Source organism: Flavobacterium aquidurense, assembly GCF_001404985.1.
Classification (GTDB): domain Bacteria; phylum Bacteroidota; class Bacteroidia; order Flavobacteriales; family Flavobacteriaceae; genus Flavobacterium; species Flavobacterium aquidurense_B.
Genome location: NZ_JRLF01000014.1, coordinates 598797 through 611924, shown reverse-complemented (window position 1 = coordinate 611924; position 13128 = coordinate 598797). Strand labels below are relative to the sequence as shown.

General features: G+C 35.6%; 11 protein-coding genes. All 11 read right to left on the bottom strand.

Features of this window, described 5'->3' with window-relative positions; all coding sequences use genetic code 11:
• Positions 1-144 precede the first annotated feature (144 nt).
• Positions 145-894, bottom strand: coding sequence for a DUF6515 family protein (locus RC62_RS18110; protein WP_055097623.1), 750 nt, complete (start codon positions 892-894; stop codon positions 145-147).
• 19 nt (positions 895-913) lie between these two features.
• Positions 914-1654: a DUF2092 domain-containing protein gene (locus RC62_RS18105; RefSeq protein WP_055097622.1), complete on the bottom strand. Its 741-nt coding sequence runs from the start codon at positions 1652-1654 to the stop codon at positions 914-916.
• 30 nt (positions 1655-1684) lie between these two features.
• Positions 1685-3082, bottom strand: a complete 1398-nt coding sequence (locus RC62_RS18100; RefSeq protein WP_055097621.1) for a DUF2252 domain-containing protein — start codon at positions 3080-3082, stop codon at positions 1685-1687.
• A gap of 12 nt (positions 3083-3094) precedes the next feature.
• Positions 3095-3790, bottom strand: coding sequence for a DUF2490 domain-containing protein (locus RC62_RS18095; RefSeq protein WP_055097620.1), 696 nt, complete (start codon positions 3788-3790; stop codon positions 3095-3097).
• 143 nt (positions 3791-3933) lie between these two features.
• A complete protein-coding gene (locus tag RC62_RS18090) occupies positions 3934-5406 on the bottom strand; it encodes a DUF1254 domain-containing protein (RefSeq protein WP_055097618.1) in 1473 nt (490 codons plus the stop codon).
• Between the two features lie 64 nt (positions 5407-5470).
• Positions 5471-6922, bottom strand: a complete 1452-nt coding sequence (locus tag RC62_RS18085; protein ID WP_082421316.1) for a DUF1254 domain-containing protein — start codon at positions 6920-6922, stop codon at positions 5471-5473.
• 41 nt (positions 6923-6963) lie between these two features.
• Complete coding sequence (locus tag RC62_RS18080) at positions 6964-7788, bottom strand: hypothetical protein (RefSeq protein ID WP_055097617.1); 825 nt, start codon at positions 7786-7788, stop codon at positions 6964-6966.
• Between the two features lie 99 nt (positions 7789-7887).
• A complete protein-coding gene (locus tag RC62_RS18075) occupies positions 7888-8907 on the bottom strand; it encodes an HAD family hydrolase (RefSeq protein WP_082421315.1) in 1020 nt (339 codons plus the stop codon).
• Positions 8908-8968: 61 nt separating this feature from the next.
• Positions 8969-10642, bottom strand: a complete 1674-nt coding sequence (locus RC62_RS18070; protein ID WP_055097616.1) for an arylsulfatase — start codon at positions 10640-10642, stop codon at positions 8969-8971.
• Positions 10643-11195: 553 nt separating this feature from the next.
• A complete protein-coding gene (gene pyk, locus RC62_RS18065; RefSeq protein ID WP_055097614.1) occupies positions 11196-12626 on the bottom strand; it encodes a pyruvate kinase in 1431 nt (476 codons plus the stop codon).
• A gap of 5 nt (positions 12627-12631) precedes the next feature.
• A complete protein-coding gene (locus RC62_RS18060; protein ID WP_055097613.1) occupies positions 12632-13120 on the bottom strand; it encodes an IPExxxVDY family protein in 489 nt (162 codons plus the stop codon).
• Positions 13121-13128: the final 8 nt, after the last annotated feature.

Sequence of the window (13128 nt, the reverse complement as noted above, 5' to 3'; positions counted from 1 at the left end):
AAACAACTATTATACAATATCTTAGTTTATACTCAAAGGTAAATTATTTTCTTTAATTGACGAACACCAAATACAAAAATTCTTACTTATTTACTCAGAACAGTTTATTATTGTTAAAATACGCTGTTCTGAGTCTTACAGGTACTATTTTCCCTGCACAACAACATAACTGTCCTGACCATCTTTTGAGATTGGCTGATAATACACATTATTATAAATCATGTATTTCTGGCCGTCTATCGTTTTTTCTTCTGCCCCTTCCGGAAGATGCGAAACAATAGCTCCAACAGGCGCATTTACTACTTTGTACTTGCTGGAGTCCTTAGCATAGTAAGTTCCGCCGTAATAGTAATAATCTGTTCCGGAAACATTGATGGTAACATATCCTTTTGGCAATTCACTAATTGTTGCTCCAAGTGGTGCGGGTACAACCTTATAACCACTAGATTCTTTTACATAGTAAACTCCGTCATCATAATTGTATTGATTGTTTTCTACACTAATTACAATCGCTGCAGTTGTTAATGTTGCGGCAAAAAAACCGATAGGATACCATGTTGGTCCCCAATAATACGGTACAAACGGATGATAGATATATGGGTATGGCACCGGATAAGGATGAAATGGCGGTGGTAAAGGTCTTGGATACGGATATGGATGTGGATATGGATGCGGCGGCGGCGGTAATGGCCTTGGCGGAATTGGTCGCGGTCCGGGCGGAATTGGTCTTGGCGCCGGCATTGGGCGAGGCATAGGCATAGGGCGGGGCATAGGCCGAGGTGGAGAAAAATGACCAAATCGCTGTGCAGATACCTGCTCCGGAATCATAATTAATAATGCAAAGAATGCAATAATTAGGAGCGCCATTTTATTTTTAGGTTGATATGATTTCATAATGATGGAATTTAAATGATTATTTAGTGTTTTCTCTGGGCGCTAATTTTACTTTTGTTGCCTTTGGAGGCGTTGTAAATTCAAACATAGAATCCGGATAATCACTATTTGTAGTCCAGTCTTTATAAAGTGCCTCATATTGAGGTTTGTCTTTGTCAGAAGTGTAAATGATCACTAATTTTACAGGCAGGAACAATTCGTCATTGCCTATCCAGAACTGAAAACTTTTTGTTTTATCACTTCCTGCAATATGAAAACATTCACGCCCGTCGACTATGGTTTTTCCTAAAAAAATTAAATTGCCCTGCTCTGAAAGCAGGTCCTGCAAAAAAGAGGGATAGAAAAAATCAGCACCCGGAAATTCAATCCCGTATTTTTTACTGACTTCATCGATTGTCTCAATAACAGATCCCGGAGCAGTTGTAAAACCATACGTATTATTATCAAACGAATAATAATTGAGTTTTTTGCCATTGTACCATAAACCACGATTTCCTTTGTCTCCTGATGAGGTGACTTTCATTTTATCCGGAAATTTTATCGAGACTTTGTCGTTTATGGTATGTTTAATAAGTCCTAAAATTTCGTTTGGAACATCATAGGTTGTTATCGCTGTAAAACTGCAGGACTTTATATCCTGTAAAGTTTCGCCAGTTCGATGTAAGAGAAAAACAGCCGTAGAATCTATACGCTGTGTCTGGCCGTTTGCTGTGATTGTTAAAATCACAAAGCCCATCAAAAACAAAATTTTTTTACCCATATATTCTATTTTTATTAATTTAATAAAGGTTTAGACTTCTGTTGAGATTGGTAATCTTCCTTCTTTTATTGCGTCTAACATTTTGTTATAATCCAAGTCATTTTGATCTGCATACAAAACAGAAAATTTTGAAATTGCATTGGCAAACTCATTACTTTTCCCCATATATCCAGACAATACTGATGGATCTCCTGTACGGGCATGTGCTCTTGCAAGTGCCCAGCCACAAGCCTTTGCATAATCATTTATATTTTTAGCTTTCATAATTTCTAGAACCGGTTTTACCTTCGCATCCCGAAGCTGACGGATATAAAAAAACTTGTTTTTATCGTCATTTGTCCATCCTAAAAACATATCCGAAGCAGATTGCATTAATTTTTGTCCCCTTACAATTCTTTCACCCTGATGTTTGTATTTGCTTTTTGCCTTTACATTATTTTCAAGAACACTTTTTCTGGCTTCTTTAAATTGTAAAAAAATGGGTTCTCCCGTAGCCGACATCAATAAACTAATCCCGCAAAGTGTTCCCACACTTCCTACGCCTACAACTTTTATAGCCAGATCATGCAAAGTATATCGCTCTAACAACACTTTCTTTTCATCAGATAATGTTTCGATATATCGATTGTGTATGATTTCAGCTTCTTTCAAAATTTGCTTTCCTTCATCTCCTGACGGATGATATATTAATGGAGGATCATCTTTTATTTTTGCTCTTGGTCCTTCGTGATAGGTCATTTTGGCAAATTCTTTTTCGTGTGCCGTATATTCTGCTGCTTTTTTAATTCGTTTTTGCTGAAAAGATTTTATTTCTTCATCTTCTCCTCTTTCAATAAGTTCAGCGAGATCTATTTGTGCATACCAAATTTGAAGTGCCGATAATTTACTGTATTCCAACATATGCCTTTTGTAACTGTCAGCTACATTCCAGGCAAATTCTTTACAGATTTTATTCGAAAATTTTTTCCATCTTCCGGCAATTACAAAACTTGCCGCGAGTCTTTTTAAATCCCATTCCCATGGTCCGGGAAAAGTTTCATCAAAATCATTAATGTCAAAAACCAACTGACGTTCCGGGGTTGCAAATCCTCCAAAGTTCATTAAATGACAATCTCCGCAAAGCTGAAGATCAATTCCTGTATTTGGTGTTTGTGCCAGATCTGCAGCCATAATTGCAGCAGCTCCCCTAAAAAAGGCAAAAGGAGATTCCATCATTCGACTATATCGAATAGGCAATAAACTCTCTATTCTTCCAACACTGGTTTTAATTAATATTTCTACAGGATCTTCACGATTCTCTAACGGATTCCATTGCTGATGGCTGGAACGGGGCGTAACTTTTCTAATCGCAACACCTTTACTAAGACGTTCTGCTTTTGATGCCGCGGGGTCAAAAATATTGTCGCTTTCTTTGAATTCGTCGGTCATAATTCCTGCATTTTATTTTCTTTTAAAAGGCAAATCAGTTGTCAGCGTAATTCTAATCGTATGATTCATTCTGCTTAGTCCACTTTCTGTATCAGGAGCTTTCCAAAAAATTTGATTCATATAGCCCAGTTCCATTCGAATTTCTCTGCGTTTATCCAGACTATAAGCAGTTCCTACATACAATCTATTTTGGTCCAGATAATTTTCATTACCGCTTGCCGCATTGGTTCTTATATGAATTTCATCATAAACAACCGTTGCCCATCGCTGTTTAAACCATAATTGATAACGAACCTGATATCGCAGTGTATTTTCGAATTTGTAATAATCAAAATGATCGTTGGTACTGTTTGGGTCATCTTTTCGTCCTAACCAGCGCTGCTCCATCCTAAAACGTTGTGACCAAACTTCGTTTCCTTCTTTTTTGACGATGCGCCAAATAAATTGCTCATAAATCCTGTAATCCGGATTGTTGTATGGCAATGAAAGTTCATCATAGGGCAAATCCCATTGGTAGGCAACACCGGCTCCCAATCGGTTTCCGTTTTTAAGATAATAATTGGCGCCAACTCTGTAAAAAGATCCCTGAAGTTCTGATACAAGATCGTTTCCTTTTGAATATCCTTCTAATAATAATCCCCATCTTCCATCTTCTTTAAAAGGCAAATACATTTCGTAACCTACCCAGGCTGCAACATTCTGCACCATTTTCTGGGCGTTTGTTTTTATGCTTGCAGAGAGTACAAATAAAATGACAAAGAGGGGTTTACAAATATTGGTTCTCATCATACTACAGTTAGATTAGTTTTATTTATTATTAACCTCTTTTCTGATAGCTAAAAAACAGAGCTTTATTTCACCTCTTTAATATCATCCATTTTCCAGCTTTTGTCAAAATAAGCTGCTGTTGGTCCATAAAAACGCATATAGGTAAACCAGTGTTTTCCTGGTAAAGTTTGTACCCAGTTTTTCTCTTTTCCGGCTGGAGCTTTTGGTCCAAAATACAAATCAATAGATCCGTCAGCATTTTTTACTAAATCCTTACGGGAAGATAAATCTGCATTTTGTTGTGGGTTATCAATCAAGCAGCGTGTTGCCGAATCATAAACAGTAATCGACCAGAAATTTACAGCTGGTGGATTTGCCGGAATATTTAAAGTGTAATTCTTAGACCCGTCTAACCAATTTCCTGCATTATCATAATAAGAACCTAAGTAAGCCTGACCCACATTTGGTATTTTGGTAATCATTGCTTTTGAGTAGGTAACGGCTTCATAGAAGTAAGAAGTTCTTTCGAAAAATTCATCATAATTATCAGCATGCTGTGATGGATCTTTGATAATCATTACATAATCCCATTTTTTATCCGGCCAGTGTTTTACATCTGCAAATCGTTTGTTAAACGAATTTGCCATTGCCATTTGCTGTCCTTTATCAGCTGCAGCAATTAAAATTTTCTTCTGGCGTTCGTCCGGAGCAAAAGCTTTTCCTTTTTCAATGCCTAAATTTCTTAACCACGCCATAAAAAAACGATCACGATCTTCTACTGGTTCATTTTGTAAAATAGCATGAAGGCGTTCCCAGTATTTAATTCCGGTTGGCTGAATTCCGTACCAATTTTTTCCTGCCGGAGGACTAATTACTTTTGTTGGTGTAGGATTTGCCCGTTTATCATATGGATATATTTTTACTTGTTTGAGTAATGTTTCTGTCACTTTTGGGTCTGGATCTAAAGCTCTGAATCCAAAAAACATATTAACTGTAGTACAAGGAACTATAAAATATCCGGCTGGCTTAAAATCTTTCATAGTGGGTGGCACCAATATATATTTACCACCTTTGCCTTTATCAGGTCCCATTTCTCCTATTACTGCCTGTTCTCTCTGCCAGAAATCAGCAAGTCCTCCGGCGGTATGTCCGGCTGGCATTTCGATAACAGTTGGTCCATTTGCCGCAAGATCTATAAAAGTCATAATATAAGGTGTTGTAGCATTTGCGGTAAGAATACCTAACCGGTCGTGATACGAATTATAAAGAACAAGATCATTACTTGAGGCATTAAACACTTTATAATGTTGCTGCTGCCATTCGGCGAAAGCCACAATTGGCAATCCCCACAGGTAACATTGTGTTGCCTGTTGAAAATCCATTTCATCAAACAATGCCGGAATAGATTCTTTTGAAGGCAATTCTCCCTCCATTTTTACTTCGGTTCCAGATGGAGAAACGGATGTTGATGCGGTATTTTCTACGGTCTTTTTTTCACATCCAATATTGAGCATTAAAGTAGAAACTGCTAGAATAACAAGACATTTATTTTTCATGATTAGATAATTATTTACGGATTTTTAACTTAAAAGAATTTAATCCATTTTTACTAAAAGCTTTTTATTTTACTTCTTCAACATCTGCCATCTTCCATGCTTTTTCAAAGAAATCTTTTTCAGGTCCATAAAAACGAGCCAGTAATTCGAATTTTCTTTTAGGATCTGTTGGCACCCAATTTGATTCTTTACCCTCTGGAGCTTTAGCACCAAAATAAATATCTACAGAACCATCTGTGTTTTTTTGAAGTCCCGGCGATGTAGAAGCACGACTAGAATATTTCATGCCTAAAATAAGTGCATGTGTTTCGCGGTCATAAGCTGTTACTGACCAATATAATTTTACAGGAACCTTAGCCGGTAAATGCAGTTTGTATAATTTTGAACCATCAAATGACTGATCTTTATTGTCTTTAACGGTCATTAAATAATATTGACCTGTTCCTAGTTTTTTAGCACTAAAATAAGCCATAGAATAGCTAATGGCCCTTTCGTCAATTGGGTAGATATTAGGAGCCATATAATTTGACATTATAGCTTTTACTACATCTGGAGATGCCGGCAAAGCCCAATTTGTTCCTTCATAATAAGGAGGCGTAAATATTTTTTCAAATTTTTTGTCAATCCAGCTGTGCGCATCTTTGATAGCCGCATTCAGTATTTCCTGTCTTCTGGCATCGGCCTGAAACGTTTTTCCTTTTTCGATCCCGATAGTTTTCAGCTGATCAATCATTGCCAAATCTCTTGACAGCCAAGGCTCTCTTTGTACAAACTGACTCAGGACTTCAAAGAAATGTACATTATAGGGAATCGTATTACCAAATGGTGTATCAATTAAATCAACAAAGGTTGTGGCCGGTGGATTATCAGCTTCAGAAAGAGGATAAATTTTTACTTTCTTTCCATACTCAATAGCTCTTTTAATGTCGCTTGCACTTGCATCTGTAAGATTAGAACGAAGTATCGCATAACCTGTATAGGTAGAAGAAGGCATTGGAATGTAACCTAATGGAATTGCATCTTTATAATTTGGAGGTAAAATAAGGTATTTTCCTCCTTTACCTTTATCAACTCCTGCAGGACCGATATCTTCAATAGCGGTTTGCCAACCGTCATCTAAACTGCCTGTTAATGAGGAAACACCTTCGACTGCCGGAATTTCTAAAACAACCGGACCTTGTCTTGTATCATATAAGGGATTTATATAAATAACATCCGGATTTGGTGTCAAAGTTTGATTTTTTGAACTAATCAATCCTGACCAATAAATAATCTGATTATATTCGCCTTTTGCTTTTATTAAACTTTCGTGCAGCAATTCAGAATTTACAGCCGGCATTCCCCAGATTACAGCTTCTATTGCACGGTTGTAAATTAATTGTTCCTCAAAATCAACAGGTTTAAATACTGTTGTTTGTGTGGTATCTGTAACTGCTGTTGTCTCGTTTTTTGTCGTTGAATTAGTGCATGACAATAAACAAATTACTATTATAATTGATAAAACTTTTGATTTCATATTTTTTATTTTTTATGGTGGAAGAAACTCAGAAGAAATTTTTATGATCCCGGAAATACAAACGCCAGAACGGCTCTCAATCCCCAATCAGGTTTGCTTTCATGTGGTCCAACAATAGGAATCAGTGGCATTATGGCAAATTGAACTACCTGATCTCCTAATTTTGTAACGGCACCTATATTTGGACTAATGGTGACTAAAGTTGTTTTACCTTCCCAATTTTGAGTAATTTCTGAAGTTATGCCTAAACTAGCACCGCTTTTATAACTATGTGTCAGGAATATTTGTGTGTAAAACTGATTAAAATCGGCTCGATCTTCATTTCCGGCAACAGACCAGATCTGGTTGGCTATAAATCCTATTGAAAGTCCTTTACCCTGATGCATAACTAAAGCACTGGGACCAACACCAAACTTCTCTGTTCCTAAAAACTTCTCTGTTGCGGTTGGAATTAAAAAAGCAGGTCCAAATCCTAAAATAAGTCCTTTCGTTTTAGGGGCAAAAAAAGCGGTTACAGTTGCATCACTTAAACCAAATTGATGCGTGTTTTCCCCTGTAATATCTCTTTGGTCAACAACAGGAAGAATGTAACGTGTAATTAGATTTAGATTATCACTTAATTTAAACGGAATAACAGGCTGAATGTTAATAGTATATTTTGATCCGTTAAAAGGGCCAACTCCATACACCAAGTTGTTCTGCAGTGGTACACTAATTAAGCTTGCCACCGGATTCGCTAATTTGTCTGCAAGTTCCTGAGCACTTGCTCCTGCTTTTGAAGCTTCTTGTGCAAATGCTGAAAAACCTATAAGAAAATAAGCTGCACTAAACAATAATTGAATGGTTGTATAAAATTTACGTTTCATAATTATTTCATTTAAAAAGATTGCTAATCACGTTTAAAATCAAAACGAAACAACTTTCAACTCTTAAAAGTTGTTTCGTTTTCATCTGACTAAATTGAATTATTTTTCCGGAAAGATCTTTTTCCAATCATCTTTTATACTCACTACATGATATTTATATTTAGCAGCGGTGTTTAATGATAAATTATCTTTTTCCTGATAATTGTATTCTCTGATAGAGTCATTGTGGTTTACAATTAATTGAAAAGAGGGATATTTACTACCCTGAGAATATCTAAGCATTGCAAGATCTCCGGCTCCGCCTTCGTTTCCGCAGGCAAAAACAGGTCTTTGACCAATATGCAATTGTATCCCAACAGGTTTGCCTTCTTTGTCATTAAATTGATCTAAAGCCGGTTCTCTCAGAACAGCATTTTTAGCATCATCAAATTTATATTTGAAGGAAGTTCCCACAACCTGTTCTTTCGGGATTCCGTAGAAGTCAGCAGATATTGCGCGAACCAATTCAATTGTTCCGCCGGTTACAATAAAAGTTTTGAATCCGTTTGCACGTAAATAATTCAATAATTCTAATTGTGGTTGATATCTGATTTGTTTTACAGGAACATTTTTGCCCGGATACTGAGCACTGGCAAAGAAGTCTTTTGCTGATGCCTCAAATTCGTCTTCGGTCATACCGGTATGAGTAGCAGCAACTAATTCGATGAGGGCTTTATCGCCTCCTTTTTCAAAAAAAGTCTTGTCTTTTTCGACTACCGCTTTAAAAGGTTGTTTTTTTGCTAATTCAGGATTAGCTTCTACCATTTTCTTAACCCTGTAAAAAGCAAATAGCTCCTGAACATATGGTTTTTCAGCCCAAAGTGTTCCATCGTTATCAAAAGTAGCTATTCTGTTTTCAACCGGAATAAAATCCGGACTTCCTTCTTTTGTGACTTTGCTGACATAAGCAATGATATCCTTTTTTAGTGCTGTGTCATTCCAGCTCGGTAGCGGATCACTGCTTGTTGCAATTGTTTGCGTACTGTCTTTGGGATCAGTATTTGTAGTAACATTATCCGATTTTTTGCACGATCCCAGTAATAATAAAAATAGAGGCAATATATATAGTTTTTTATACATGATATATTTGTTATTAAAGAGATTCAGATTTTTTATGTCTAAATCTCTTTATAATTAATTATTATTTCTTTTTTGGTGTCGCTTCATCCTCTTTTAACTTAGGAAGAACATTTTTCTCGATATATTTCTGTGCTTTAATATCCTTCATTGCTTCTTCCATAATTGTATAAGCTGAGAAGCTTGGCGGAATTGATCTTGGTGGGTAATCTTTGAATGTTTCAGCAAATACAACTACATCTTGTATTGCTCCGTACATCAGCTGAACGTGATCCAACTGCCAGTCCCAAAAAGTATTCGAAGTGATATCGGCTTTTTCAAAAGGATCCTGATACAAATTGAATATTTTTTGCAGACGCAATTTTGTAAAAGGTTCTGCCCAAACTCCCATTGTACCGCCTAAACGCTGTTCTGCAAAAACGTATTTATAATCTCCTTCTCTTAAACCAACTAAAAGCCCGTCATCATCTGTATAGAAGAATTTATCCCTGGCACTTTTTTGTGTTTTGCCACGTAAAAAGTTACTCTGATCAAAACCATCCAAATGCACTTTGTATGTTTTTCCGTTTGCATTGTACCCTTTTAAAAGTTTATTAACTAGATCCGGCTCTCCCGCAATTGACGCTAAAGTTGGCATCCAATCGTTATGGCTCATTAATTCAGTTGTAACGGTTCCTGGTTTAATAACACCTGGCCAGCGTACGATACATGGTACACGATAAGCTCCTTCCCAGTTGGTATTTTTCTCAGAACGGAAAGGTGTCATTGCGCCATCTGGCCATGTATTCATGTGAGGGCCATTATCTGTAGAATACACTACAATAGTATTGTCAGCGATTCCTAATTCATCTAATGCTTTTAAAATACTTCCTATCGTTTCGTCATGTTCAATCATACCATCTATATATTCACTGTCTCCATGAGTATATCTGCCACGATGTTCTGGTCTTACGTGTGTACGAAGATGCATACGTGTAGCATTGAACCAACATAAAAATGGTTTTCCTGCTGCGTTTTGTCTTTTGATAAAATCAATAGCTGCTGCAGAAGTTTCATCGTCTACGGTTTCCATTCTCTTTTTAGTAAGAGGACCTGTATCTTCAATTCTTTGTTTTCCAACTCTTCCAAATCGAGGATCAGTTGTTGCATCATCAACATTTGTTGCAGCACATTTTAATACTCCTCTCGGTCCAAATTTTTTCAAATATTCAGGATCTTTAGGATAATCAGGCAATTCCGGTTCTTCCTCAGCATTTAAGTGATAAAGGTTTCCAAAAAATTCATCAAAACCATTTACTGTCGGTAAACTTTCGTTGCGGTCCCCAACGTGGTTTTTACCAAATTGGCCTGTTGCATAACCCAGATTTTTCATGATACCGCCAATAGAAGGATCTAATTGACTCATTCCCATTGGTGCTCCCGGAAAACCTACTTTTGTAAGTCCCGTTCTAAGCCCATGTTGTCCGGTTAATAAAGCAGCACGACCGGCCGTACAGCTTTGTTCTCCATAATAATGTAAAAAACGTATTCCTTCGTTTGCAAGACGATCAATATTAGGAGTTGTATATCCCATTAATCCATCGCTATAAGCACTTATATTGGTAGTTCCAATATCATCTCCCCAAAGTATCAGAACATTTGGTTTCTTCTGAGCATTTACATGTAAATTCGTAAAACACAATATTGTAAAACACATTATCGCATTTCTAAATCCAAATTTAAATTTGACTTGTTTCATGGTGATTAAAAATTTGTTAATAATTCTTTTATATAAAAGCGTGTGTAAATCCAGAAAGAAGAGCCTTAAATTTTAAAGAATAAATTCCTGCTTATTTTTTATGTGATGTTTCAAATTTTAACATCAATTAATTGGAAGGATTTGAAACAAGAATTTTCTTAACTTTTTTTTAAGTTTCTCAAAATTAGCTAATAAAAAAACGAACAATAGTATTTATAAGGTCTGACATTGTTTCATTTTATAAAATGAAACAATAAAAATGTTTTATTTTGCCACATGATGTTGCATTTTATAAAATGCACCACGCAAAAATCATTTAATAAGGAAGTTAGATTTCTTTTTTACTTTTAAGGAATAAGAAGCGTAAGAAAAACTCTTTAAGCTATTTTCATTTTTTTACTCAATTTCAAAAAAACGAACAGCTATTTTTTACAAATTGTAAGGTTTCCAATTTGATAAATAATAATTTCAAGGTAAAATTTCAGGAATTTAGCTTAAAACAAAAAAAGCCATTCGATGCGTCGAATGGCTTTTTATATGATTTAGAAAAAAATTACTCTATTTCAGAAACTCTCATGGTATTTACCATTCCTTTATCTTTAATAGGCATAGCTGCAAGGTTGATTAAATAATCTCCTTTTGCGGCATAACCTTTTTGAACTGCAATTTCGTTAACATCAGTTACAGTATCATCTGTACTTTCGTCTTTATCGTAGAAGTATGATTTTACTCCCCATAATAAATTCAATTGTGTCAATATTCTTCTGTTTGAAGTAAATACCAAAATATGTGCTGATGGTCTCCATGCAGATATTTGAAAAGCTGTATACCCACTATTTGTTAAAGTACAAATTGCTTTAGCTTTGATTTCATTAGCTAGTAAAGCGGCCTGATGACAAACAGTTTTAGTAACGAAACGTTTTGTTTTAATTTGTGGAGTATTTTGTGGAACCTGAATTAGCGGAGAATCCTCAACGGCCTCACAAATTTGTGTCATTTTTTGAATAACCTGTACCGGATAATTTCCTGTAGCAGTTTCTCCAGACAACATTACAGCATCAGCTCCATCCATTACAGAATTTGCAACGTCATTTACTTCAGCTCTTGTTGGTGTTAAACTTGTGATCATTGTCTCCATCATTTGTGTTGCAACGATAACAGGAATTCTGGCGATTTTAGCTCTGCGAATCAAATCTTTTTGAACTAATGGTACTTCGTGTGCAGGAAGTTCAACTCCTAAATCTCCACGTGCAACCATTAAAGCATCACAATATGCTACAATTTTATCCATGTTCTCAAGAGCTTCCGGCATTTCAATTTTAGCAACAATTGGAATTTTATATTCAGAATGTTTTGCGATTAATTCTTGTAAATCTTGTAAATCGCGAGGTGTTTTTACAAACGAAAGTGCAATCCAGTCTACTTTTTGCTCAATAGCAAAAATAGCATCTGCAATATCTTTTTCAGTCAATGCCGGTAAAGAAATTTTAGTGTTTGGAAGATTAACTCCTTTTTTAGATTTTAATTCTCCACCCTGAATTACTTTAGCAACAACTTCTGTTTTTTTATCAGTAGAAATAATTTCAAAAATCAATTTACCATCATCAAGCAAAATACGCTCTCCCGGATTAACATCATTTGGAAAATTTTGATATTTCATGAACACTTTTTGAGCCGTTCCTAAAATATCTTCTGCCGTTGTAAACGTGATTAAATCACCATCATGAACAACAGTTCCTTCTTCCATTACTCCAACTCTAAGTTTTGGCCCTTGCAAATCTCCAAGGATTGCAGTAGTATAACCAAACTCTTCGTTTAGACCTCTAATAATATTAATCTTCTCTTTTACTCCTTCGTAATCAGCGTGCGAAAAATTAACTCTAAAAACATTTACCCCTGCATCGATCATATCCTTAATGATCTCTCTTGTACCACATGCAGGACCAAGTGTAGCTACAATTTTGGTTTTTTTGTTTGTTAACATTTTTTTTAAAAAATTAGATTGTTTTTTGATTTTATTTTATCTGTATCTACAGCATAAATAGCTGCAATACTCTCTATGGTATTTAATTCTTGTTGAATTTCTGAAAAGTCAAGCGTCTCTTCGCTATTTTCTATTTTCAGGAAAAAATCTACTTTTTTGAATTCAGGAAGTAAATGAATTGTTGTTGAAACCTCACTTGTCTCATTGGAAAACAAATCTTGAGAATCATTTTTACTCACTGAAATGATCTCATTTTTATTCTGAATTAAATTCCATGAAACTGTTTTTTCGGCATCATAATAATAAAATCTTGAAAAATTTGCCTCGCCTTCTTTAGTTTGAGCATGGATCTCGTTTTTGCTCTTACTTAAGTTAATCGGAAGGGTTTTATTGATAAAATAAGCCAATCTGTAATCTTCTAATGAAGTATGGATTGCCATTAAATAATAATCAATTTCGTCAAATTCGTCTAAATCCAATCTATGAATAGCCATGTCATGAA

Coding starts and splice junctions, on each gene's coding strand:
- RC62_RS18085 (WP_082421316.1), bottom strand. CDS start 6,922: ATGAAATCAAAAGTTTTATCAATTATAATAGTAATTTGTTTATTGTCA.
- RC62_RS18095 (WP_055097620.1), bottom strand. CDS start 3,790: ATGGTGCAGAATGTTGCAGCCTGGGTAGGTTACGAAATGTATTTGCCT.
- RC62_RS18110 (WP_055097623.1), bottom strand. CDS start 894: ATGAAATCATATCAACCTAAAAATAAAATGGCGCTCCTAATTATTGCA.
- RC62_RS18060 (WP_055097613.1), bottom strand. CDS start 13,120: ATGGCTATTCATAGATTGGATTTAGACGAATTTGACGAAATTGATTAT.
- RC62_RS18080 (WP_055097617.1), bottom strand. CDS start 7,788: ATGAAACGTAAATTTTATACAACCATTCAATTATTGTTTAGTGCAGCT.
- RC62_RS18090 (WP_055097618.1), bottom strand. CDS start 5,406: ATGAAAAATAAATGTCTTGTTATTCTAGCAGTTTCTACTTTAATGCTC.
- RC62_RS18105 (WP_055097622.1), bottom strand. CDS start 1,654: ATGGGTAAAAAAATTTTGTTTTTGATGGGCTTTGTGATTTTAACAATC.
- RC62_RS18070 (WP_055097616.1), bottom strand. CDS start 10,642: ATGAAACAAGTCAAATTTAAATTTGGATTTAGAAATGCGATAATGTGT.
- RC62_RS18100 (WP_055097621.1), bottom strand. CDS start 3,082: ATGACCGACGAATTCAAAGAAAGCGACAATATTTTTGACCCCGCGGCA.
- RC62_RS18075 (WP_082421315.1), bottom strand. CDS start 8,907: ATGTATAAAAAACTATATATATTGCCTCTATTTTTATTATTACTGGGA.
- pyk (WP_055097614.1), bottom strand. CDS start 12,626: ATGTTAACAAACAAAAAAACCAAAATTGTAGCTACACTTGGTCCTGCA.